Source organism: Streptomyces sp. NPDC056061 (genome assembly GCF_042266885.1).
In the GTDB taxonomy this organism is placed as follows: domain Bacteria; phylum Actinomycetota; class Actinomycetes; order Streptomycetales; family Streptomycetaceae; genus Streptomyces.
This window is the reverse complement of sequence record NZ_JBHJWQ010000016.1, coordinates 20,806-43,961: the sequence shown is the minus strand read 5'-3', so window position 1 is coordinate 43,961 and position 23,156 is coordinate 20,806. Positions and strand designations below refer to the sequence as shown.

General features: G+C 68.7%; 25 protein-coding genes. 15 read left to right on the top strand and 10 right to left on the bottom strand.

Annotated elements, in window-relative coordinates; translation table 11 throughout:
- The first annotated feature begins 59 nt into the window (after window positions 1-59).
- Together ACFC79_RS22290 and ACFC79_RS22285 are read left to right on the top strand one after the other, a co-directional pair.
- On the top strand, window positions 60-197 hold the full coding sequence (locus tag ACFC79_RS22290) for a hypothetical protein (RefSeq protein WP_376242668.1): 138 nt from the start codon (window positions 60-62) through the stop codon (window positions 195-197).
- A 223-nt stretch (window positions 198-420) separates the two neighbouring features.
- Window positions 421-1,635, top strand: coding sequence for a Gfo/Idh/MocA family oxidoreductase (locus tag ACFC79_RS22285; RefSeq protein WP_376242666.1), 1,215 nt, complete (start codon window positions 421-423; stop codon window positions 1,633-1,635).
- Between the two features lie 185 nt (window positions 1,636-1,820).
- Here the strand turns inward: ACFC79_RS22285 and ACFC79_RS22280 are convergent, their stop codons facing one another.
- The 5 genes from ACFC79_RS22280 to ACFC79_RS22260 all read right to left on the bottom strand — a co-directional run bounded on the left by ACFC79_RS22280 (window position 1,821) and on the right by ACFC79_RS22260 (window position 6,167).
- A complete protein-coding gene (locus ACFC79_RS22280) occupies window positions 1,821-2,591 on the bottom strand; it encodes a YidC/Oxa1 family membrane protein insertase (RefSeq protein WP_376242664.1) in 771 nt (256 codons plus the stop codon).
- Window positions 2,592-2,902: 311 nt separating this feature from the next.
- Entirely contained in the window at window positions 2,903-3,247 is a 345-nt protein-coding gene (locus ACFC79_RS22275) for a DUF6412 domain-containing protein (RefSeq protein WP_376242662.1), read from the bottom strand.
- 122 nt (window positions 3,248-3,369) lie between these two features.
- A complete protein-coding gene (locus tag ACFC79_RS22270) occupies window positions 3,370-5,073 on the bottom strand; it encodes a sodium:solute symporter (RefSeq protein WP_376242661.1) in 1,704 nt (567 codons plus the stop codon).
- Window positions 5,070-5,228 carry a DUF3311 domain-containing protein gene (locus ACFC79_RS22265; RefSeq protein WP_376242905.1) on the bottom strand — a complete coding sequence of 53 codons (159 nt, stop codon included), beginning with the start codon at window positions 5,226-5,228 and terminating at the stop codon, window positions 5,070-5,072. Before ACFC79_RS22265 ends, ACFC79_RS22270 begins: the two co-directional genes overlap by 4 nt.
- A 138-nt stretch (window positions 5,229-5,366) precedes the next feature.
- On the bottom strand, window positions 5,367-6,167 hold the full coding sequence (locus tag ACFC79_RS22260) for a class E sortase (protein WP_376242903.1): 801 nt from the start codon (window positions 6,165-6,167) through the stop codon (window positions 5,367-5,369).
- A gap of 93 nt (window positions 6,168-6,260) precedes the next feature.
- On the opposite strand from ACFC79_RS22260, the gene ACFC79_RS22255 reads away from it, so the two are divergent.
- The 5 genes from ACFC79_RS22255 (at window position 6,261) to ACFC79_RS22235 (ending at window position 10,009) form a co-directional block, all read left to right on the top strand.
- Window positions 6,261-7,262 carry an SEC-C metal-binding domain-containing protein gene (locus tag ACFC79_RS22255; RefSeq protein WP_376242659.1) on the top strand — a complete coding sequence of 334 codons (1,002 nt, stop codon included), beginning with the start codon at window positions 6,261-6,263 and terminating at the stop codon, window positions 7,260-7,262.
- Window positions 7,263-7,458: 196 nt separating this feature from the next.
- Complete coding sequence (locus tag ACFC79_RS22250) at window positions 7,459-7,962, top strand: GNAT family N-acetyltransferase (protein ID WP_376242657.1); 504 nt, start codon at window positions 7,459-7,461, stop codon at window positions 7,960-7,962.
- Window positions 7,963-8,019: 57 nt separating this feature from the next.
- On the top strand, window positions 8,020-8,973 hold the full coding sequence (locus ACFC79_RS22245; protein WP_376242655.1) for a NaeI family type II restriction endonuclease: 954 nt from the start codon (window positions 8,020-8,022) through the stop codon (window positions 8,971-8,973).
- Between the two features lie 257 nt (window positions 8,974-9,230).
- A complete protein-coding gene (locus ACFC79_RS22240; protein WP_376242653.1) occupies window positions 9,231-9,428 on the top strand; it encodes a hypothetical protein in 198 nt (65 codons plus the stop codon).
- A gap of 149 nt (window positions 9,429-9,577) precedes the next feature.
- Entirely contained in the window at window positions 9,578-10,009 is a 432-nt protein-coding gene (locus ACFC79_RS22235; RefSeq protein ID WP_376242901.1) for a very short patch repair endonuclease, read from the top strand.
- Here ACFC79_RS22235 and ACFC79_RS22230 read toward each other — a convergent pair.
- The gene (locus tag ACFC79_RS22230) at window positions 9,944-11,155 is read right to left on the bottom strand and encodes a DNA cytosine methyltransferase (RefSeq protein ID WP_376242652.1); all 1,212 of its coding nucleotides are present in this window, start codon (window positions 11,153-11,155) and stop codon (window positions 9,944-9,946) included. The genes ACFC79_RS22235 and ACFC79_RS22230 overlap by 66 nt on opposite strands.
- 158 nt (window positions 11,156-11,313) lie before the next feature.
- On the opposite strand from ACFC79_RS22230, the gene ACFC79_RS22225 reads away from it, so the two are divergent.
- The 6 genes from ACFC79_RS22225 (at window position 11,314) to ACFC79_RS22200 (ending at window position 17,500) form a co-directional block, all read left to right on the top strand.
- Window positions 11,314-12,078 carry an HNH endonuclease gene (locus tag ACFC79_RS22225; protein ID WP_376242650.1) on the top strand — a complete coding sequence of 255 codons (765 nt, stop codon included), beginning with the start codon at window positions 11,314-11,316 and terminating at the stop codon, window positions 12,076-12,078.
- Window positions 12,079-12,357: 279 nt separating this feature from the next.
- Entirely contained in the window at window positions 12,358-12,669 is a 312-nt protein-coding gene (locus ACFC79_RS22220; RefSeq protein WP_376242648.1) for an ArsR/SmtB family transcription factor, read from the top strand.
- Between the two features lie 135 nt (window positions 12,670-12,804).
- Window positions 12,805-13,992 carry an MFS transporter gene (locus tag ACFC79_RS22215; RefSeq protein ID WP_376242646.1) on the top strand — a complete coding sequence of 396 codons (1,188 nt, stop codon included), beginning with the start codon at window positions 12,805-12,807 and terminating at the stop codon, window positions 13,990-13,992.
- Between the two features lie 36 nt (window positions 13,993-14,028).
- Window positions 14,029-14,637: a DinB family protein gene (locus tag ACFC79_RS22210; RefSeq protein WP_376242645.1), complete on the top strand. Its 609-nt coding sequence runs from the start codon at window positions 14,029-14,031 to the stop codon at window positions 14,635-14,637.
- A gap of 610 nt (window positions 14,638-15,247) precedes the next feature.
- Window positions 15,248-16,315, top strand: a complete 1,068-nt coding sequence (locus tag ACFC79_RS22205; RefSeq protein ID WP_376242643.1) for a hypothetical protein — start codon at window positions 15,248-15,250, stop codon at window positions 16,313-16,315.
- Between the two features lie 630 nt (window positions 16,316-16,945).
- Window positions 16,946-17,500: an NADPH-dependent FMN reductase gene (locus ACFC79_RS22200; RefSeq protein WP_376242641.1), complete on the top strand. Its 555-nt coding sequence runs from the start codon at window positions 16,946-16,948 to the stop codon at window positions 17,498-17,500.
- A gap of 233 nt (window positions 17,501-17,733) precedes the next feature.
- Here the strand turns inward: ACFC79_RS22200 and ACFC79_RS22195 are convergent, their stop codons facing one another.
- Window positions 17,734-18,540 (bottom strand): alpha/beta fold hydrolase, encoded by an 807-nt coding sequence (locus tag ACFC79_RS22195; RefSeq protein ID WP_376242640.1) that lies wholly within the window; start codon window positions 18,538-18,540, stop codon window positions 17,734-17,736.
- A gap of 369 nt (window positions 18,541-18,909) precedes the next feature.
- Here ACFC79_RS22195 and ACFC79_RS22190 point away from each other — a divergent pair, with 369 nt between their 5' ends.
- Window positions 18,910-19,494 carry a MepB family protein gene (locus tag ACFC79_RS22190; protein ID WP_376242638.1) on the top strand — a complete coding sequence of 195 codons (585 nt, stop codon included), beginning with the start codon at window positions 18,910-18,912 and terminating at the stop codon, window positions 19,492-19,494.
- 78 nt (window positions 19,495-19,572) lie between these two features.
- Here the strand turns inward: ACFC79_RS22190 and ACFC79_RS22185 are convergent, their stop codons facing one another.
- The 3 genes from ACFC79_RS22185 to ACFC79_RS22175 form a co-directional block, all read right to left on the bottom strand.
- Entirely contained in the window at window positions 19,573-20,124 is a 552-nt protein-coding gene (locus ACFC79_RS22185) for a hypothetical protein (protein ID WP_376242637.1), read from the bottom strand.
- 76 nt (window positions 20,125-20,200) lie between these two features.
- Entirely contained in the window at window positions 20,201-20,971 is a 771-nt protein-coding gene (locus ACFC79_RS22180; RefSeq protein WP_376242635.1) for a TetR family transcriptional regulator, read from the bottom strand.
- Between the two features lie 14 nt (window positions 20,972-20,985).
- Window positions 20,986-22,608 (bottom strand): MFS transporter, encoded by a 1,623-nt coding sequence (locus ACFC79_RS22175; protein ID WP_376242633.1) that lies wholly within the window; start codon window positions 22,606-22,608, stop codon window positions 20,986-20,988.
- A 210-nt stretch (window positions 22,609-22,818) separates the two neighbouring features.
- On the opposite strand from ACFC79_RS22175, the gene ACFC79_RS22170 reads away from it, so the two are divergent.
- Complete coding sequence (locus tag ACFC79_RS22170; RefSeq protein WP_376242631.1) at window positions 22,819-23,121, top strand: hypothetical protein; 303 nt, start codon at window positions 22,819-22,821, stop codon at window positions 23,119-23,121.
- Window positions 23,122-23,156: the final 35 nt, after the last annotated feature.

Here is a 23,156-nt window from a genome sequence, read left to right as displayed (position 1 = left end):
GAAGTCCGGGCCCCGACCGGAGGGCCGGGCCCCGACCGGCCGGGCGAACGTTGAAGACCTTGGCCGGACCTGGAACGGCGGCCGGCACGTACAGCTACAAGGCGCCGGAGATGTGCGCGTCGGCAGCCGTGGGCCCGGCCAAGGTCTTCAGCACCCGCCCGGCCTGTGCGCCGGAGTTCGCCGGTTCTGAGCCGTGACGTTGCCACGCACGCGCGAGACGACGGGCATCGGCATGCCACGGGTGCACCCGGTCGGCCGCCGGAACCGCCCGATCGGCCCAGCCACGTGCCGTCGTTCCCCCGCTCCCCTCCCCCGTCCACGGCTCGGCCTTCCCCGGTCTCCTCCGGCCCGCGTCGCCCGTCCGTCGTATCGCCCGCCCCGCCCTCGCGCGTCGGCGACGCCGTTGTTTAAGTGGCGTCCATGACTGGCCATACGACCCACGACGCGCCTTCGACATCCGAGAGCTTCCCGCCCACCCCGGCCGCCCGGACCGGTCTGCGCACCCCCGCCGCCGCCGCGCACGACCGGACCGGCCTGCGGGTCGGTCTCGTCGGCTACGGCCTGGCGGGGTCCGTCTTCCACGCCCCGCTGATCGCCGCGACCGAGGGCCTCGTCCTCGACACGGTCGTCACCTCGAACCAGGAGCGGCGGGCGCAGGCGCACGCCGAGTTTCCCGCCGTGCGGTTCGCCGCGTCGCCGCAGGAGCTGTGGGCGCGGGCGGACGAACTCGATCTGATCGTGATCGCGTCGCCGAACAGGACCCACGTCCCGCTCGCCACCGCGGCGATCGAGGCCGGGCTGCCGGTCGTCGTGGACAAGCCCCTCGCCGGGACGGCAGCCGAGGCGCGACAACTCGCGGCGCTCGCGCGCGACCGCGGAGTGCTGCTCTCGGTCTTCCAGAACCGCCGCTGGGACAACGACTTCCTCACTCTCGCCCGGCTGATCGAGGGCGGCGAACTGGGCACCGTACAGCGCTTCGAGTCCCGTTTCGAGCGGTGGCGACCGCAGCCGAAGGGCGGCTGGCGTGAATCGGGTGATCCGCAGGAGATCGGCGGGCTGCTGTACGACCTGGGCAGCCACGTCGTCGATCAGGCGCTGGTGCTGTTCGGACCGGTGGTACGGGTGTACGCGGAGTCCGATGTGCGCCGTCCGGGTGCCGCCGCCGACGACGACACGTTTCTCGCGCTCACCCATGCGAACGGGGTCCGCTCGCACCTGTACGTCAGCGCCACCACGGCCCAGCTCGGCCCGCGTTTCCGGGTGCTCGGCTCGGCCGCGGGCTATGTGAAGTACGGCCTCGACCCGCAGGAGGCCGCCCTGCGCGCGGGTGTGCGCCCGGCGGACAGCGGTGACCGGCCGTGGGGCGAGGAGCCGCCGGAGCTTTGGGGCCGGATCGGTTCCGGCGAGTCTCCGCTGACGGGCGGCGGCGCCCCGGTACCCACCGTGCCCGGTGACTACCGCGCGTACTACGCGGCAGTCACCGCCGCGCTGCGCGGCCGGGGCGACAATCCGGTGACCGCTCTCCAGGCCGCTGCGGCCCTGGACGTTCTGGAGGCCGCCCGGCGTTCGGCACGCGAGGGCGTCACCGTGACCCTGCCCGCCGCGGCCCCGGCAACCTCCCCCGGCACCGAGTAGTGCGCGGACGATCGCAGCACGAGCCCTCGAAGCAGCTCATGACGAACCTCGACGACCCGGAACGGCCCTCGGGGCGGGTCTGACACATACGCGGAAGGGGTGGGGTGCCGCACCCGCACCACCACCGGACCGCGTGCCCCGAACCGGCCGCACGCCCCGTCGCGTGCCCCGTCGTCGGGCCGACGTCACACGGACGTGGCCGCGGCGGCACCCGCGACGGGCATGTCGCGGTAGAGAACGGCACGCTCGACCGCGGTCCAGGTGGTGCTGGTGACGACGTACAGGGCTGCGGCGAGCGGCACGACGGACACGGTGAAGAGGGTGGCGAACGACATCAGCGGCATCAGCTTCGTCATCGCCCCCATGCCCGGAACCGGTTGGCCGTCGAGGCCGGTGGCCGGGGTTACGGGGTTGGCGGCCATCTGCCGCTTCGTACGCCGGAAGTTGAACGTGGCCACGGCGGCGACGATCGCGAACAGTCCGAGGTAGACCAGTCCCTGCGCCCCGAACAGCCCGCCGTGCGCGAGCGCGTCGTACCAGCGCTCGCCGAGCGGGGCGTCGAACAGTCGGTGGCCGAGCAGTTCGTTGGGTCCGTCGCCGATCGTTTGGCTGGAGAAAAGGTGGTAGAGGAGGAAGAAGGCGGGCATCTGGAGCAGGCTCGGCAGGCAGCCGGAGAGCGGCGACACCTTCTCCTCCTTGTGCAGGTCCATCAGCGCACGCTGCATGCGCTCGGGGTCCTTGCCATGTTTCCTGCGCAGTTCGGCGATCTGCGGCTGAAGCCGGGTGCGGGCCTTCTGCCCACGCGCCGCGGCCCGCGACAAGGGGTGCACGGCGAGCCGTACGAGTGCCGTGAACAGCACGATCGCGGCGGCGGCGGAAGCGGTCTGGAAGAGCGGGTGCAGTACATCGGCCAGCGCGCCGACCAGGGCGGCGAACGCGGACATGACAGCGGACATCGGTGAGCCCTCCGAGGGTTCTCGTCGTGCCAGGAGTGAGGAACGAACTCGGCATGACGAACCGCGAGGGGCAACCACTGCTCGGGGGCACGCATCTGCCGCGCACCCCGGCGACACCTGTCACACACCTGTCGCGCACACGCACACAACACACATGCACGCACGGGACTCGCACACGGAACCAACGGGCTCACGAAGCGCACAGAACGCACGGAGCGCATGGATCGCACAGAACGCATGGAACGCGCGGGGCGTACGGAGCGCACGGAGCACACGAGTCGGGACAGGGCGGAACGGACGAGGACGGGCCCCTAGACGGTCGTCGGCAGGGCGTGACCGGGCGCTCGGGGGCGTCTGCGGCCCTTGGCGTCCGGGTCCCGCTGTGGAAGGAACGCTGTGCGTCTCTCCCGGTCGCGTATCGCCGTACGGACGCGGGTACGGGGCACCGGGGTCGCGCACCGGGCGCTGATGACCGCGGCGACGACCAGCGCGGAGCCCGCCGCCGCGGTCGCGGCGAGGGCGACGGCCGCGGAGAAGCTGCCGCCCTCGGCGAGCTGGATCTCGGCGAGGAGCTCGATGACGACGAAGAGCAGCAGCCCGACGGGGCGGAGCAGCCAGGAGAGACCGTCACGCAGACGGCGTGTGTCACCGCTCATCGGCCCCTCCCTCTTCACCGCACGGTCGGATGGTGTCCGCGGGCCGACCTCGCACGACGGGCCCACGAACGACGTACGCGTCCACAACACTCGCACACACGCACGTTTCACTGCTCCAGCCGTTATACACGACGGCTCCGACAGTGCCACCGTTCCCGGTCACCGATCACGGACGAGCAGCGGCTCGGCCGCCCGCCTTCTCCCGCGGTCCGCCCGGCCCCACCGCCCGACTCCGCGGCCCCGGACCCCGCCCCCGCACGGGACGCCGCACCCGCACCGGATTCCCTATCCGCACCCGCACCCGCGCCCGTATCCGCACCCGCACCCGCATCCGCACCCGGCCCATCGATCTCGTCCCGGGCGAGCACCTCGTCGTCGGGCCGGTCGTCGTGCTCGCGCGGTCCCGCGTACGTGACGGCGAGCGCGACGAGGAGATTGGCGCCCAGCGCCACGATGCCCGCGTTCACCCCCCACACCGGATCGTTCTCCGTGAACACGAACCCGCACACCGTGCCCACCCCCACGACCAGCCCGCTCAGCGCCCCGGCCAACGACAACCGCCGCCACACCAACCCCAGCAGCACCATGGGAAGCAGTTGCGCCATCCCCTCGTACGAGATGAGGGAGAGCCGCACCAGAGTGTTGGGCGCGGTGTACGTGAGCACCAGGGCCAGGGTTCCCGCGACCACGACCACCACCTGCGCGGCGCCCTTCTGCCGCCGCTCCCACCGGGGCACCAGGGACAGCACACTACGCCCCCACATCGTGCCGATGACCAGCATGAACACGGCCATCGGCACGATCGACGACAGTGCCGCCGCCACCCCGATGACCCCGACCGCCCAGGCCGGCAGCGAGTCCACGACGAGCTTGAAGAGCGCCAGGTTGGAATCGGCACCGACCAGCCCCGGCACGACGAAGAGGGCCGCCATGCCGAGCAGCATCGGCACGAAGAGCAACACGTTGTAGGCCGGCAGCAGCATCGCGTTCCGGCGCAGCACATCCGCGTTCTTCGCCCCGAGGTAACCGGCGACGGTCGTCGGGAAGATCACCACGGTGAGCGAGTTGAGGAACGACGTGGTGATGAACCACGCCTGGCCGAGCCCGCTGTCCCCGTGTCCGGGGAAGGTCAGCCACTCGCTCTTCTCGGTGACGAGCCGGTCCAGGAACGGCCCGTAACCGTCGAAGTAGTGCAGCGGCACGTAGAACGCGAGGAAACCGAGCGTGGCGATCACCAGCACGTCCTTGAGCACGGACACCCACGCGCTGCCGCGCAGCCCGCTCACCACGACGAATCCGGTGGTGACGGCGAAGGCGATGAAATAGGCCCAGTTCAGACCGATCGCGCCGTAGGAGATGGTGGAGACGACCACACCCATGCCGGTGATCTGGAGCTGGATGTAGGGCAACAGGAAGACCGTCGCCAGGACGGCGACCAGTGCGCCGAGCCAGGGCCTGCCGAAACGGTGCGCCACCATGTCGGTGATCCCGACGAGCCCGTGTCTGCGCGCGTACGCCCAGAGCATCGGCCCGACGACGTAGCCGAGGGCGTACCCGCAGGACATGTATGCCACCACGTAGAGCACGGGCGCCCCGTAGTTGTACCCCCATCCCGCGGCGCCCAGGTAACTGAAGCTGGTGTAGCCCTCGCCGGCCATCAGCACCCAGATGAACACGGTACCGAGGCTGCGCCCGCCCACGGACCACTCCGCGAGCCCGCCGCCCTCCCCGCGCCCGGTGCGCCGTCCGCGCATCGCGAGCAGCCCGAGGGCGACAGTGATCACCATGAAGACCCCGAAGACGGAGGTCGCCACCGCGGCGTTCATCGACGGTCACCTCGCCTGGTCAGCCATACGGCGACGGGGGTCAGCAGGGTGGCCCCGAGCAGCCACACGAAGAGCAACGGCAACCCCAGCACCACCGGGTGGACCCGGTTCACCCACGGCAGCACCCCCAGGTACAGCACGTAGGGAACCAGCAACCACAACAACTGCGGACGTCGTCTCAGCACGTCAGCGAACCCTAGTGCGGCCGACGCACCGGAGGTACCTCGTCACCGCACCCGCACCGGTCGCCGGGCCCACGCCCGCGCCCGCGCCTGTCACCGTGCCCACCCCCGTCACCGCGCCCGCACCGCGGTGAGCCTGCCCCACACCACGAGCCGGTACCGGGAGGTGAACTCGGGCGTGCACGTGGTCAGCGTCACGTATGCGTCGGCCGCGGTGTACCCGGCGGAGGGCCGTACCTCGCTGCGCGGCACCGCCGCGATGACACCACTGTCGCGGGCGCCGGTCTGCGGGAGCGTCCGGTCGACGGTGTACGTGTACACGGCGTCCCGGGTCTCGATGCCGATCCGGTCGCCGCGGCGCAGCCGGTTGATGTACCGGAAGGGTTCGCCGTGGGTGTTGCGGTGCCCGGCGAGCGCGAAGTTGCCCACCCGGCCGGGCTGCACGGTGTCCGGGTAGTGGCCGACGTACCCCTTGTCGAGGACGCCGCGCTTGTCGATCCCCTGGGCCACGGGGGCTACCAGCCCGATCCGGGGAATCCGGATGACGGCGTACGCCCGGTCCCGGCGGGGCTCGCCGGACCCGGTACCGCCCGCGGCCGCACGCCCGTCGGCAGCCGCACCGGCCCCACCCCCCTCTCCGCCTTCCTCTCCTGTCCCTTCTCCTCGCCCGTCCACCGGCTCTGCCCCGTCCCGCCCCTCCGACTCCTGCCACGTCTTCCGCAGGGCCCGCACCTGGTGCCCGGCATCGGTGCGCGCCTGGCGGTTGGTCCACCACAGCTGATGAACAACGAGCAACAACAGGACGACGCCGAGGGTCACCACCACCTCGGCGCCCGTCCACAGAGCGCGCGCGAGGGCCCTGCGTCCACGCGCGTCCCGCTGCACCACCACCGGAATGACCGGTCTCCGCATCCGCACGGCCCGCACGATAGGGCCGCGCCCCCCAACTCTCCAGAGCCGGAGCGACTCTCCGTCCATGTCACGCACGGCAGTACCGTGTGGTGCATGCGTCCCGACACGCCTGCCGACCACACCACCGAAGCCGAACGCCTGTTGCGCACCGCGGAGCGCTACCCCGAGGACCGCGAGCCGCTCCTCCTCCGGGCCGCGGCCCATCTGGAACTCGCCGACGACCGCGCCCGTGCCACCACGCTCTACGACGACCTGCTCGGCTCCCCCGGTCTCGACCACCCGCACCTGGTCAAGGCCCTGAACGCGGCCAACCTGTGGGAGTACGGTCACGAGGCCGAGGCCCGCGCGATCCTCGACGGCATCCGTGCCGCGAGCCCGCTCGATCCCGCGCCCTGGGAGATCGTGGCGGAGACCTTCGAGGCCCACGACGAACTGGACACGGCCCACGACACCTTCACGGCCGCCCTGACCCTCCTGCTGACGCCGGGCGAGGAAGTCCCCTACGCCGCGCAGTCGCTGCTGATCGGCCGCCACCGCGTCCGCAGGCTGCTGGGCACCGACCACGACGCCTGGGACGAACTCGCCGACGCCGTCCACACGGCAGCCGTCCCGCTGGACGAACTGCACGACCCGAAGCGCCTGTGGGCACTGGGCTCCTCCGACCCGGGCGAGCTCCGGGCCGAGATCACCCGCCTCCGCGCCGAACTGGGCACCTACCGCTCGGCGCTGTCCCGCCCGTTCCCGGTGGCGGTGCTGCACTGGACGGCTCCGGAACTCGACGAGCTCCTCGCCGCCTACCCGAACCTGCGCAACGAGTACCCCTCCCACCCCGACCACCTGGCCCGCCTGGAGGCCGCCCTCCGCGACCTCCACCAAGCCGGCACCCCGAACCTGGGCATCGTGACGGGCACCGTCCCCTCCTACGAGGCGTTCGCCGCCTCGGAGGCCGCCTCCCCGGCCGACCCGGACCTGCTGCCCCAGTACGCCACGACCCTCGCCGCCCGCGGTCGCGCCGTCCCCTGGCCCCCGGCCCGCACCGCCCCCTGCTGGTGCGGCTCGGACCGGACCTACCGCGAGTGCCACGGCGCGGACTGACCCCCTGCACGCGAGGACGGGCCCGCCCGCACGCCTCTTCGGCCGCCACCCCCGGGCCCGTCCCTCCGCACCCTCGCCCCATACCCCCATCCCCACCCGTCCCCTGCCCGTCCCCGCCCGTCGCCGGCCCTCTCAGCGCCCCTTCCGCCGCCTCAATCCTTGTGACGTCCCCTCCCCCGTTCCGTAGGGTTTCGCCATGCCCGAACTCCAACGCCTCCGCGCCGACCACGCCCCCGCCCTCCGCGCGTTCGAGCGGGAGAACCGCACCTTCTTCGCCGCGTCGGTACCGGACCGCGGCGACGACTACTTCATCCACTTCGAGGCCCGCCACGCGGCCCTGCTCGCCGAACAGTCCACCGGCCTCGGCCACTTCCACCTCCTCGTGGACGCCGACGGCGCAATACTCGGCCGCTTCAACCTGGTCGATGTCGCGAACGGCTCCGCCGAACTGGGCTACCGCGTCGCCGAGAAGGCCACCGGCCGCGGCCTCGCCACGACCACCGTCCGCCGCCTCTGCACCCTGGCCGCCGAGGAGTACGGCCTGACCACCCTCCGCGCGGCCACCACCCTCGACAATCCGGCCTCCCGAACCGTCCTCGCCCGCGCCGGCTTCGTCCCCACCGGCGAGGAACTCCTACTGAACATGCGGAGAATTATCCGGTATGAACGAATGATCCCAGGGGAGCTGACAGGCGCCTAACGGAGACGAAAAATGATCCAGCCGCCATACACCTGCCCTCCCACACTGGAGCCCTGAATGACCTTGTTCGACATGCCAGGACCCGCAGCGGGCGTCTGCGACGACCCCGAACTCATGCTGGTCAGACAGCACCTTCTAAAACTCTCCCCCGACGGGGCGCGTTTCGGGCGCGTCCTGCGCAACACCATTGATCAGCTACTCAACGGAGAAATCACCGGAAGATACGACTGGAGCAGCCTGTACAAGACCGAGAAGACACATGCCGGAACGCTTGTCGAGATCAACCTGCAACGCGAATTTAAATTTACCGACGGAAGCCAGATGGACTACCTCATCGAAGGCATCGATGTGGACTGCAAGTATTCACAGCAATTCGGTGGATGGATGATTCCCCCCGAAGCCATTGGCCATCTATGCCTACTGGTCTGGGCAGATGACAAAAAGAGCCGCTGGAGCGCAGGAATTCTTCGCATAAAGCAAGAATTGCTCAACGGGGGCAATAATCGGGACATGAAGCTCACAATTAAAGCCGGGTTCCGAAAAAATATCACCTGGCTCTGGAAGGACACCGAGCTTCCCGAGAATTTGCTGCTTCACATGAGCGCATCAGACCGAGAGGCGGTCTTTTCCTGCACATCAGGACAAGCGCGCCTCAATGAGCTATTCCGGCGCGCACAAATGCGTCGCATCAATCGCAATGCCGTCCGGACAGTAGCACAGCAGAAGGACTATATGAAACGCGTACGAGGCAATGGCGGCTGCCGGTCCGCCCTCAGAAAAGAGGGAATCATCATCATGGGAGATTCTGGCAGCCACCGGGCTATCGCAAAAGGGTTAAACCTTCCGGAACCGCAAGAGGGAGAGTTCGTCAGTGCGCGCGTCACCCTGGCCGACCCACAGCATGAGCCCAAGCCACAAGTCTTTCTCGATGGTGCGCACTGGGTATTGGCATCTCACGATGACCCGCCAACCCAAGCCCCTCTTCTACCGAGTCGCAGTTTCACCCCATAAATAGAAGAAAATAAAATCGAATACCCCTAACTACCGGTGGACACAAGGTTCGAGCAGGCAAGCAAAACTCGGACATCAATTATATATATTCCTGCGGCAGCCAGGGCGTCCCGATCAGGCTATGGGACGCTTGGGAGAGGCTACGAAGGCCAGCGGTCGAGATGGCCCCGGCACCGGGCGCCCTGTAAGCCCGGTGCCCAGCGGTGGCCAGCGGTGGCCAGCGGTGGCCAGCCAGGATGAACTACCACATATTTGGTATGGAGGCCATCTTCGATGCAGCTTTTCTCGCCATCACCTCAAGTCGGCACCGGAGCTTGGCCGAAGCTACTGAAATCCTGATTCAGTACGTACCTCAAGGCAAGGGCCGTGAGGTGATGGAGTCGGCGAGGAAGCTGCTCAGCAGAGAACAGCGCCTCTCCGTCAAAATCCTGTACGGCTTGGTACTAAATGGCTGACGGCCCCCGTCGGCTGTACGCACAGGCTGCAATACTTCGCCTGCAACGAACCACGGAAGCACGCTCCACCGTTCACTCCAAGATGAAGGTGGCGCAGACTGAGATTTCCTACACGAAGGCATCCAGTGCAAAACGACGAATGCCAGCCCCTGCCATCCGGCTCTTGGGCGTCATCGGCCGCCCGGCGGCGAAACATGCAGTCGATCAAAAGCCGGGACACCAAACCGGAACTACTGATCCGGCGGCTTCTGCACGCCCAGGGACTGCGCTATCGGGTAGCAGCCAAACCACTTCCCGAGCTTCGCAGGACAGCGGACATTGTCTTCCGTCCTGCGAAACTGGCTGTTTTTATCGATGGCTGCTACTGGCACGGCTGCCCAGAACACTACGTCTCGCCAAAAACCAATCCCGGCTACTGGTCAGACAAGGTGGCCCGGAACATAACCCGTGACCGGGACACGGACGATCGTCTCCGCGCAGCGGGATGGACCGTGCTCAGATTCTGGGAACATGAGTCACCCAACGACTGCGCCCTCACGATCGCCTCTACGGTCAACGGCCTCCGGAATGACAGGCGCTGAAAGGTCAGCCAGCCTGAACAACAACTCACTGTCGCGTTCCGTAGCCAGGGCGCGCTCTTTGCCCACCGATGCCACCACCCCGGCCTCACGAGCTTCCTTGAGAGCAGCGATGATTTGTTCTCCCACTGCCTGAGCGACTGGAGGAGGGAAGGCGTTGCCTACTTGCCGGTATGCAGCAGTCTTCTTCCCAGAGAACTCCCAGGTATCCGGGAAGCCCTGGATAATGGCCGCCTGCGTCACTGTGAGCTTCGGCCCGTCCTTAGCAAAGAGATCACGGTCTTGACTCTTCAAGCGGACCATGTCTTTGTGATCATTCGCGACTCCGAGCCCACACACACCGAGCGCGGCCCACGCCTTCTTGGCCCGGGTCGGACCAAGGTCAGCACCACCGTGCTTCTTTGAACCGCCAACAAGCGTCGGCGCAACCCCCTTCGACGCCATGTCCAACCATTCCTGAAACCGCTCACCAGCCCGAGGGTCATCGACGTCTCCGTAGCGCTTAGCCATGGAATCCTTCAACGCCTCGCCTACTGTAACAAATGGCCGCTTCAAGGGTTTCGTGGCGGCAAAGAAAGGGATGTACGCCTTCTTCATTGCCACGAGAATAGCGCGTGGCCGAAGTTGCGGAACTCCATAATTCTTGGCTTCCAGAACTTCCCAGTAGCACTTCTCGTAACCCATGGATTCAAGACGCTCAAGAAGCTCTTCCCGATACCCCTGAAACTTCTCCCTTGGTTCGAGAAGCCCTCGGACGTTCTCGATCATTACAGCCTTAGGCTCAAGCTCATCGACGAGGTCGAGCATGGTCGGGAAAAGATCCCTTTCGTCATCCTTACCCAATTGCTTTCCTGCGACCGAGAAAGGCGGGCACGGCACGCCGCCAGCGAGCAGATCCAAGTCACCCGCTTCGAGCCCTAGTTCCAACCTCAAATCCAATGGATTGAGCTTCGTCAAGTCAGCCTGTTTGACCGCACACCCCTCCCACTCCGCTTTCCCCTCCACGTTTTTTTTGAGGGTGGCCACTGCATTCGGATCGATTTCAATCAACGCAAGGTGCCTGAACATTGCGTTGTGCAGACCCAGCGCCTGCCCACCCGCCCCGGCGCAGATCTCCACCGAGGTGTACTCCCTCTTGGTGCTGGCCATGCACCCTCCTTCCAGACTTGCCCAGCTGACACCGATTGTCGCCAGCCATCACAGAGGGTGACAGACCCCACTGACAATGCCGCACCCAAGTGTGCGTCACACAGCATTACGCCCCGACCGACCCACACGTGAGAGAGGACACTCGTACGATATGACCTATGCCGAGAAGCCCTGCGTGGACCCACGACGAGCTGCTGCTGGCCTGCGCTCTTGTGGTCGAAAACGGTTGGGATGAACTCCGCGAGGGAGACCTTCGCGTGCTCGATCTCTCCGAACTGCTCCGATCTCTGCCCATCCACGGAGATGCCGCACAGACCGTCCCAAAGTTCAGATCCATCGGCAGTGTCAGCCGCAAGACTTCCGACCTGGCCTCGAACCACCCCGCCTACAACGGCACCCCGACCAAGGGCAGCCGGCTGGACCGGGAGATGATCGCCGCCTTTATCGCGCGGCCTTCCGAGATGCTCGCGGCTGCCGCCGCGCTGCGCCAGGGGATCAGTACGGGCGAACTGCACAGGATCCCGGAAGACCCAGATGAGCTCGACGAACATGGACGCTCCGCAGTTGAGGGTCGCCTGCTCGTGCGCTGGACGCTGCACCGCGAACGTGACCGAGGCCTCCGGGCCCGCAAGATCGCACAAGCGGAAAAACTGGGACATCCTCTGCAGTGCGAAGTCTGCACCTTTGATTTTGGCCGTTCCTACGGGCCCCTTGGCGAGGGTTACGTCGAGGTTCACCATCGACTGCCCCTCCACGTTTCCGGGCCCCGTGAAACCAGACTTGATGACCTGGCATTGCTGTGCGCCAACTGCCACCGCATGTGCCACAGGAGCAACTCTGGGACATCCTGGCGCACTCCTAGCGCTCTGCGGGCAGAGATCGCGCAGATCCCTTCCAGCCCTTGGCCCGACACCCCGCCCTGACCGGGCAGTTGCACGGACGCTCCCAGTTCAGCTTTGTAACGCTGCTGAACGCAGTTAACCAGTCAACGACACGGCACGTCGCCAGTCAGGGTCGCCGCCGGTCCACTTGCGGGACCTGCCTCCTGGAAGGCCGTTGCCTTGATGATGGAGCCGCACCTGCCACTTCATGCAGTAGCGAGGGGATTCATCCGCAGCGTCAGGTTAGGCAGCTTGACTTATCCCTACGTATCGCGAAAACTCGATTGATACATTGAGCCGCACGGAACGGAGAGGTGAACGATGGACCCCCTGACCGTGCACAAGGCGCTCGCCAATCCTGCGCGCCTGCAGTTCATGGAGTGGCTCAAGGAGCCGGAGAAGCACTTCGACGAGTCCTCGTACCGGCAACAGGGGTTGGGGTTTCACATCGGGGTGTGCGTCGGCGACATCCAGAAGCGGGCCGGGCTGGCGCAGTCGGTGGTGTCGGGCTACCTGCAGACCCTGAAGGATGCCGGGCTGCTCACCTCGGAACGCATCGGCAAGTGGACGTACTACCGACGGAACGAGGCCGTGATCGCCGAGTTCGCGGCATACGTGCGCGACACGCTGTAGCCGTCCGGGGAGATCCACACCGCGGCATCACGTCGCCGTGCCGTCATGCGTTCACGCCTCCACGCCTCCATGAGGCGCCGGTCGCCTTCGCATGGCAGAACATATCTACTTTTCTAGATTTCATGAAGGGTTTCGATGAGCAAGACCTCTGGCACCGTCCTGGTGCTCGCGCTGGGCGTGTTCGGGATCATCACCACAGAGATGGGGATGGTCGGCGTGCTCCCCCAGGTCTCGGCCGAACTCGGCATCGCGCCGTCTGCGGCAGGGTGGCTGGTCGGGGTGTTCGCCCTGGTCATCGCGGTGTCCGGGCCGTTCACAACACTGCTGGCCTCGGGCATCGACCGCAAGAAGGTGCTCGCCGGGGCGATCGCGGTGTTCGCGGTGTCGAACGCCGTCTACGCAGTCACCACGCAGTACGAGGTGATGCTGGCCTTCCGTGTCGTTCCGGCTCTCTTCCATCCGGTGTTCTTCGCGGTAGCGCTCGCGACCGCCGCGCGGCTGGTGCCCGCCGAGGATGCGACCCGGGCCACGACGACCGTGTTCGGCGGGGTGACCGTCGGATTCGCCTTCGGGGTGCCGTTGACCTCGTATCTCGCGGAGCATGTGTCGCTGTCGTCGGCGTTCTGGTTCGGTGCGCTGGTGAACCTGGCCGCCTTCCTCGGCATCCTGCGGTTTCTTCCGGCCATGCCCGTCGGCCGGCGCATGTCGTACGGGGCGCAGTTGGGCATCCTCAAGCGGGCGCGGACGTGGTTGAGCATCGTGTCCGTCGTGCTCGTGTTCGCGGCGATGTTCTCGGTCTACGGCTACTTCGCCGAGTTCCTGGGGCAGGTCACGCACATGGACGGCACGTGGGTCAGCGCCATGCTGATGGCGTTCGGCATCGTGATGATCGTCGGGAACTTCGCCTTCGGCGCTCTGCTGCGGCGCAGCATCATAGGTACCGCGGTCGCCTATCCGGTGTTGTGTCTGGCCGTCTATGTGCTTCTGTACCTGGTCGGTCCGTTCTTCGCGCCGATGCTCGTGGCCGTACTGGTCTGGGGTGCGGTGCATTCGGGCGGCCTGGTGGTCAGCCAGAGCTGGCTGGGACGGGACGCCGCGGACGCTCCGGAGTTCGGCAACAGCCTCTTCATCTCGTTCTCCAACCTCGGCATCACCGTGGGGACCACGGTCGGCGGATGGATCCTGAACGATCACGGAACGCGTCAGCTCGCCTGGGCAGGGGCCGGGTTCGCGGTGGCTGCCCTGCTCGTCATGGGGCTGCGTCTGGGCTGGGACCGGATCGATGCGTCGAAGGTGCGGGCGGTGGCAGGGGAAAACTCCTAGCCTGAGTGTCCGGGAATCGACTGAGAGGGATGTTCGATGAGCGCGACGGCTGATGCCCACGGCACCCACGTTACGCACGGTGGGGAACGGGAGGATCTGTTGGCGATCGTTTCCGACCAACGCACCAATTTCCTCTACACCGTTGCGGACATCGGCGAGGAACAGGCCCGGCTCGCCACCACGGTCAGCGAGTTGACGCTCGGCGGCCTGGTCAAACACCTCGGCGAGGTGCAGCGGTCCTGGCTCGCGGTGATCGACGGTACGGCGCCGACGAAGGTTGACTGGGCCGATCTCGATCCCGACGGCAATCGGATGACCGATGGGGAGACGTTGGAGGGCCTGCTCGACTCGTTCCGTGCGATGGCCGCGGAGTTCGATCGCGCCGTGCAGGAGGAGCCCGATCTCGATCGGGTCGTGACGCTGCCGCAGTACCCGTGGTCGCCGCCGGAGCCGATCACGTGGACGGTTCGGCATGTGCTGCTGCATGTCTTCCGGGAGATCGCGCACCACTGCGGACACGCGGACATCATCCGCGAGGCGTTGGACGGTGCCAGCACCACGGCGCGCATGGCCGAGGCCGCCTCGCGTGACAGTGGGCACGGCGGTGCACATGGTGGTGGTGAAGCGGAGAACGACGGCGATTGACGGCAGGGGCCGGGGCTGTCCCCGGTCCGGGATCGCGGGGCGGCGCCGGGCAACCGCCCGGGACGGGGGGTGCTGCCCGAGCGGGGTGTGCTGCCCGGGCGGGGCACGGGGTGTGGGTGAGGGGCCGGGGCGGCGTGAGTCGAGGGGTGGAATGAGCTGTGGGGCGGGATGAGCTGTGGGGCGGGGTGGGCTGAGGGGCGGGTGAGAGGTCGGACGAGGGGTGGGCGTGGCGGGGCAGGTCGGGGCGGGGTTCATCGATTCGCTTGTGTCGGTGGTGCGTTGCGCCGGGGCGAGGCGTGTGTCGTGTCTGCCGTGAGGTCCGTCATGCCACCGCCGACCTCGACACCACCGCTGGTGCCGACGCCATCGTCGACGCCGGCACCAGCGTGCGGCCGTCGAGGCCGTTGGATTCGGGGAGTTGATGCGGCCGAACGAGTGGTGCGGGGTCGGCTCGGGGGCGCGAGACAGAAGAATTCAGGAGACTGGCCGTCAATGCGGAGGGCGGCGCTCGACGATGCATTTGGAACGTCGATTTCCGGCCACAACACAACGCCCCTTACGCTGCACCACATCAGTCACCACCGGTCGGCCGGGAGAGAAGGGCGACAACATGACCCCCGAGACCAGCACACTGAGCACCATCGAAGCCACAACCGCACAGTTGGAAGCGGAACTTCCACGCCTGGAGCAGCACCAGCACGCCCTGGAGAAGGAACTCGTGGCCGTCACCGGACGGCTGGAGTCGATGCGAACCGCATTGACGGCGCTGCGCGCGTTGTCCGGCGCTGCCGTTCCGTCCACGGAGACGGGCGCGGGTACGGACACCGTCGCGGGCACGGCACCGCGGGTTGCCGAGACGGCGGATGTCGTCGTGGCGGACGAAGGCGCGGAGGGCGCGAGGGGGACGGAGAACGCGCAGGATGCTGCCGCTCCTCTGATCCCTCAGCAGGCTCAGAGCTCCGTCGACGCCGTTGTTCCGGCACCGGCGCCGAAGGAGCAGGAAGCCGTCGCACAGGAGCAGGCCGCCTCCTCCGCCGAGCAGGCGGAAGCCGTGCAGGAGCAGGGCGAGCAGGCGAAGGCGGCATCCGCCGTCGCGCCGACGCGACGTACCGCCCGTAAGACGTCCGCTCCCAAGGGACGCAAGCAGGCCGCCGCCGCGAAGCCGAGGAGCACGCGCGCGCAGACCGGGAAGACCGAGGAGACCGGCGCCGGCAAGCCGGCCAAGGCCACCTCGTCCCGGGCCACGAAGGCGACCAAGGCCGCCGCCTCCGCCAAGGCCGCCGCCTCCGCCAAGGCCGCCGACTCCGCCAAGGGAACCGGGTCCGCCAAGGCGACCAAGGCGACCAAGGCCACGGGCTCCGCGAAGAGCACCGGTACGGCCACCAAGGCAACCGGATCCGCCAAGGCCGCCGCAAAGCCGGCGAAGGCCAAGACGTCGAAGAAGGCGGCCGCTTCCGCATCGGCCTCCGACGACAACGCCGGCCTCACCGAGATGACCATCAAGGTGCTGTCCACGTTCGGTGACACCCCCGTTCGCGCCCGTGACGTCACGAAGGCCCTGGGCCGTTCCCTCACCCCGAACGGCATCAACACGGTGCGCAGCACGCTCGACCGGCTCGTCGCCACCTCTCGTGCCCACCGCGCGGGCCGGGGTCTCTACCAGGCCGTCGTCAACTGACGTACCGCATTGCCTGTTTCGTAGGAACTCCCGCGCCCCCGTCACGAACCCGTGGTCGTGACGGGGGCGCGCGGGCACAGGGCACCGAGCGACACGGGGACACAGCCGTCCGGCAGATGGTGGAGTGTGGCCTGAACCGGCCAATTCTGAACGGATGTTCTCGGATGAGTCCCGGCACGCTCTGCACCTTGCCGACCTGTCTGCCGCATGTTCTTCTGCGCGGCCTCCGTGTTGATGGGTTTCCGGCCGGACGAACTCAGGGGCCGGACGAACAGGGGCCGGACGAACTCAGGGGCTGGTGGGACTCGCAGGCGCGGCAGCGGCTCGTCGCACCCTGTCGATCGGCGTCTTCCCTCCACCGGCGCCACTGCCACCAGCGCCACTGCCTCGGCGTCACTGCAACCGGGGCCACCGCATCCGGAGCCACTGCCCTTGGCACGCTCGCGCTCGTCATGGCGGTCACGCCGCCGACCGGTTGAAGCCGCTCTCCGTCGCCTTCGGTCGACCACCCGTCCACCCGATTCGTCGTGGCCTCGGGCAGGAATCGGGCTCGCCGTGGTGACCGCCGGGCGGTGCCGCGGCTGTCACCGGACCAGGAATAGGGGGCGAATCTCCGTCGGTTGAGCGGACATGTCGACGACGCGAACAATCCTCCTGCTGTCCGGAAGCCTGCGCAGTGGTTCCTCCAACGAGACCGTGCTGCGCACCGCCGGGGCCGTGACGCCGCCGGGCGTGCGAACGGTGCGCTACGAAGGCCTCGGGGCGCTTCCGCATTTCAATCCCGATGACGATGTCGAACCGTTGCCGGAGCCGGTGTCGGCGTTGCGCGCGGCGATCGACGCGGCGGACGCCGTTCTGGTCTGCACGCCGGAGTATGCGGGCACACTGCCGGGGACGTTCAAAAACCTGCTGGACTGGACGGTCGGCGGCATCGAGATCTGCGACAAGCCGACCGCCTGGGTGAACGCCGCCGCCCCGGGCCGGGGCGGCGGCGCGGAGGCCACGCTGCGCACGGTACTCGGCTACACCGGCGCGGACATCGTGGAGCCCGCCTGCGTGCGGATCACTGTGGACCGGAACGCTGTCGACGCGGACGGCCTGATCACCGATCCGGACGCCCGCGAACGGCTCCGGCAGGTGCTCGGTCTGTTGGCGGGGCGGACCGCGGAGACCGCACGGGGGTAGCCGACGGGTGGGGGCCCGGTGGTGAGGGTCCGGTGGTGGAGATCCGGTGGTGGAGATCCGGCCGGGGTGAGGTGGGGTTCGGGGCATTGCGGGAGGCCGTACGGCCATGGTGGTTCCGCCACCTCACCCGTACCACCACCGTGTCGGCTCCACCATGCCGACGTCACCGGCCCGCCGTCGCTGTCGCCGTCACAGGACCGCCGTCATCGTCACCGTCACCGTCACCGTCACCGTCACCGGACCAGCGTCTTGCGCAGTGCCTCGGCGAACTCCTCGGGCTGCCCCAGGAAGCCTCCGTGGTCCCCGGGAAACACCACCGGTTCCGAACCGAGGAGGCCGGCCAACGCGACGGAGGTGCGGTGTGTGATCAGGCCGCCGGACTCGGCACCGATACCGACGACGACCCGGGCCGGGGCGGCCTTCAGCGCGGCGGTGTCGGGCACGTGGCGGGCGGTGCCCCGCAACTCGTGGCCGAAGAAGCGGACGCTGTTCGCGATGTCCTGGGGCGTGGGCTCTCCCACCGGTGTGGGGGCACCGCCCTCGCCCAGGTCGAACCCGGCGACGGTCATGAACCTCATCCATGCCGCGCCCACTCCTTCCCGATGGAATGCCTCGACGATGCTGTCCATCGCGGCACGCTGCTCCTCGGCGTCGGGAAGGATCTCCGTGATAGGGGGTTCGTGCGCCACGAGCGTCCGCACCCGGTTCGGGTGGCGCGCGACGAGCGCGAGGCCGGTCACCGCGCCGCCGCTGCTGCCGAACACGTCGGCGGTATCAGCCCCGAGTGCGTCCAGGATGGCCGCCACGTCGTCGGCACGCAGTTCGGGCGTGGATTCCTGTTCCGGATCGACGAGGGTACTGCCCGAGATGCCACGCGGATCATGAGTGACAACGGTGTGGTCGACGGCGAGCACGTCGGCCAGCGGCGCGAAGGCACCGGCGTCCATCGGTGACCCCATCACCAGAAGCAGCGGTCCCGTTCCTCGGACCTCGTAGTGCAGGCGGGCGCCGGGAACGTCGAGGGTGTGGTGGGTGGTCATGCCGGTGGTCCTTCCTCAGGTGAACCGCCGCAACTGCGGCGACAGAGGTAGGACTCCGGTCAGCGAGAAAAGTCATCGCTCATTCGTTCGAATCTTTGCCCGTCGCAGAAAAGTCTCGCGGAAAAGTCTCGCGGATTGCCTGGCCGGAAACCGCGTGGAAGCCCTTTGTGAAAGGTCTTGTGGGAGGACGTGCGGAGGGTCCCCGCCGGGGGCCTGCGAGAGACCCCTGCGGGAAGCGGGCACGGAAGGAGAGGACGGGAGGAGAGGGCGGGAGGAGGTCGCGCCCGACGCCTTCCCTTCGATGACAGAATGGTACGAATGGCGACGTTTTTTGGGCCCTCATCCACGGCGGATACCGGACTCCGGCCGATGCCGCGCCACGAGTCCTGGTCGAGCGGCGAGCCGCTGCACTCCGACCTTCTCGCCGCGAAGGAGCTGGTCTACGACCCGTGCGGTTTCGCCTGCTCCCGACCGGAGCCCGAGGCGGAGAGCACGGAGTACGGCGCGCATGTGTTCACCGTGGACGGCTCCACCGTCAGGTTCCGGGTGGCCAGGACGACCCCGACGAAGACCGGCCAGTTCGTGACCGTGTGGAAGCGGTCGGCCGGTGGACCGATTCAGCCCTACGACTCCGAGGACCCCGTCGATCTCTTCGTCATCAGCAGCCGTGACGCCGACGGGCGCTTCGGACAGTTCGTGTTCCCCCGGGACGTGCTCTGCGAGCGGGGCATCGTGGCACGGAACGGCTCAGGCGGGAAACGCGCCTTCCGCGTCTATCCGCCGTGGGCGGCGACGACCAGCCGTCAGGCGGGCCGCACGCAGGAATGGCAGACGGCCTATTTCCTGCACGTGAGCACAACGGCGGACGCGGTCGACGGCGACGAGGACCGGGGCCGGGCGGACGGGGTCGCGGCGGTCGACCCGGTCCGGTGCCGGGCGCTCTACCACCCATGATCAACGTCATCACCGTGATCCCCCGTGACCGGCACGGCAGCCGTCCGATGTGCGTGGTGCCGCACCGGGCACCGGGTGTCAGCGGTAGTCCTCCGGATGGTTCTGCATCCACGTGTTGATGCGGTCACGGGTGCCGAGCAGCTCGGTGCGATGCTTCTCCGGATTCGCCGTGGAGACGTCACCGTTCAGCGCCGCGTGCAGGGAGCCGATCCGGGCCGGCGGCTCCTCGAAATGGCCCGGCCCCTGGGCGTCCGCCTTCATCGCCTTCTCCAGGCGCGTGAGTTCGTCGTTGACGCGGCCCAGGAAATAGGCGCAGTTCGCCGATCCCGGAGTACAGGTCTCGGCAGTTGTGGCCTGGAGGCCCGCGAAGGCGTCCCGTACCGCCTCCGGTCTGTTCCGATCGGCCTCGGTGGCTGCGGCGGCCTCCGTGTCCGCACTCGCCGCGTCCTCGGCCTCCTTCGCCGCTGCGGCCGCGTCGGCCGCCCTGTCCGCCGCGGCGGCGTTCACGGACGGTGCCACATAGGGCACGCCACCGCCCGGCCCCTGCGAGGCGTCCGCACCGGCGGCGCAACCCGTCAGGAACGCCCCGAGGACTGTGGCGGTGGCCACGGCCGTCGCAGTGGTACGCATGCGCGTACTCGTGCGGAGATGCATGCGGGTGCGTGTACGGCTGAACATGAGGCCCCTCGCCCGGTTGGCCCGCACCCTATACGTCCGGTCTGCCGTCTCCGGTCGTCCGTCCGGTGATGAGGGCCTGGAGCGCGGGCGCGTACAGGTCCGCGAGGTGCTCGGGCGTCGCCCGTGATCCGGCGCCCTCGGGGTGAAGGCTGAGCGTGGCACCGAGGCCGAGGAGGTGACCGGCGACGAGTTCGGCGCGCAGGACGGCTTCCGGCCCGGCGAGGCGAGCGGCCAGGACTCCGGTGACCTGCTGGTGGAAACGGTCGCGCAACAGGGACCGTTCGTCGCGGTTGCCGAGCGAGAAGACGACGCGCAGCAGGGGGTCGGACTTCAGCTCGCGGCGGCGGTTCACCAGGGTCACCACCAGGTGGCGGCCCAGCCGGTCGAGTGGTGCGTCGAAGAGTTCGGCCGCCGCGGGGGCGAAGTCGGCGACGGTGTTGAAGAGTTCCTCCTTGCGGCCGAAGTGCTTGACGACCAGGGACGCGCTCACCCCGGCGTCGGCCGCGATCCCTCTGATGGTCACGTCGGCGTACGGGCGCTGCGTGAACGCACGGCGGGCGGCGCGCAGGATCGCGTCCCGTCCGCTGCCCGGATCGGCCGCGGACGGAACTGCAGCGGATGAATCGGCGGCGGACGCATCGACGGCAGACGGACCTACGGCGGACGGAACGGCCGCGGACGTGTCGACGGCAGACGGAACGGCGGCGGACGGATCCACGGGAGACGGATCCACGGGAGACGGATCGGCGGGGGTCGGGGCGGCTGCCGAGGCCGGTGCGGTGGCGTGGCCGCTGGTCATGCGCCCTCCTGGATCTACTGGGTCTCCTGGGTCTCGTGGACCGACGTCGTCCGCGCGCCGTCCTTCCGGGCGCCCGCGGTGTCGCCGCCGCTTTCGACCGTACCCGCCGCGGCCGTACGGCCGCCCGGCAGGCACAGGGTGACCAGCAGCGCCGCGAGCGCCGCGCCCCCCGCGATCAGGAAGACCACTTGGTAGGCGTGGAGCGTCGGGGCCACCAGGCCCCCGCCCACCCTGAACGTGAGCCCGGACAGGACGGCGGCCACCGTGGCACTGCAGCACGCCTGCCCAATCGACCGCATGAGGGTGTTGAGCCCGTTGGCCGCGCCGGTCTCGCCGACCGGGACGCCCCGCATGACGAGCGCGGGCAGCGCCGAGTACGCGAGGGCCGTTCCCGAGGCCACGACCGTCGCCCCGGCGATGATCAGCCAGAGGCTGTGGCTGGTGAAGTACCGCACCACGTATCCCACCGCGATCACACCGCCCGCCAGCGCCAGGCTGACCTTCGGCCCGTACGCCCTGGAGATCCGGGCCGAGACCGGTGAGAGCGCCACCATCATCACGCCGCCCGGCAGCAGACACAGCCCGCTGACCACGAGCGACGCCCCGAGCCCGTAGCCCGTCTCCTTCGGCTCCTGCACCATCTGCGCGGTGACCAGGGAGTTCGCGTAGAAGGCGAAGCCGATCAGCAGGGCGGCGACGTTGGTGAGCAGGACTGCCGGACGGGCCGAGACCCGCAGGTCGACCATGGGCGTCGGGACGCGGAGCTCGTACGCACCCCAGGCCGATGCCACGACGAAGGCTGCCACCAGCAGACCGATCGTCCGGCCCGAGGTCCAGCCCCAGTCGGAGCCCTGGGTGACGGCGAGCAGCAGGCAGACCAGGGCGCCGGACAGCCCCAGGGCGCCGACGGCGTCGAAACGGCCGCGGGTGCGCAGCGGGGACTCCGGTACACACCGCAGCACCAGCAGGATGTCGATGACACCGATGGCTCCCGAGACCCAGAACATCGTGTGCCAGTCGAAGTTCTCCACGACGAGCGCCGCCACCGGCAGGCCGATCGCGGCGCCGATGCCGAGCGTCGAGCTCATCAGCGCCACCGCGGACAGCACCCGCTCAGGCGGGAGTTCGTCGCGCAGGATGCTGATGCCCAGCGGTACCACGGCGATCGCCGCACCCTGGAGGGCGCGGCCGGTGATCAGTACTCCGATGTGGGAGCTGATCGCGCACAGCACCGAACCGAGCACCAGCACCATGAGCGAGGCGACGAGTACCCGCCTCTTCCCGTACATGTCGCCGACCCGGCCCAGGACGGGCGTGAAGACGGCGCCGGTGAGCAGCGTGACGGTGACCAGCCAGCTGGCGGCGGCGGGGGTGGCGCCGGTGAGCTTCGGGATGTGCGGCAGCAGCGGCACGACGATCGTCTGCATGACCGCGACCACGACCCCGCAGAAGGCCAGCACCCCGACGGCGAAGCGGGGGTTCCGGGCGGGGGTCGGGGCGGAAGTCGGGGCGGAAGTCGGGGCGGTGTTCGCGACAGCGGTCGGAACGAGGTCTGCGGCAGCCGTCGGAACGGGGTCCGGGGCGGAGGTCGGAACGGGGTCCGGCACGAGGTCCGGGGCGGGTATGTCCGCGGGCATGGCTCTCCGTACTGGTCGGCGGCGGGCTTCACTGGGCGTCGGCGGCAGGGCCTCGCCCCGGGGCACACAAAGCCCTGGGGTGCACAGGCGTTCACCCCAGGGTAAACGCCTGTGCACCCCCTCCGCGACGGGAACGACGGGCATCGCGTTAGCCTCGAAGTCCCGGGCCCCGGCCCGGACCACGAAGACGAGAAGGCGGAGGTGGCTGCGATGGTGAAGGTTCCGGCAGCGGCAGTGGCGGCGAGCGGGCTGGTCGGCGGGTACGCGGTCGCGCGGTGGACCGGGAAGCGCCCGCTGGGCGGGGTCGCCCTCGCAGCCGCCGGTGGTGTCGCCGCGTACGAGTGGAACCGGCAGGCCGGGCCGCGCGCGGCCGCCGGGCTGGCCGCCGCGTACGTGGCCGCGTTCGCCGGTTCGCACCCGCTGGCCAAGAAGGTCGGCGCCTGGCCCGCCGTGTTCGCGGTGGCGGGCGGCATGGCCGCCGCGTCGTGGGCGGTCACGCGCTGCCCCCACTGAGAGCCCACCGGGGGGGCCGCCTGCCCGGCCCCGGT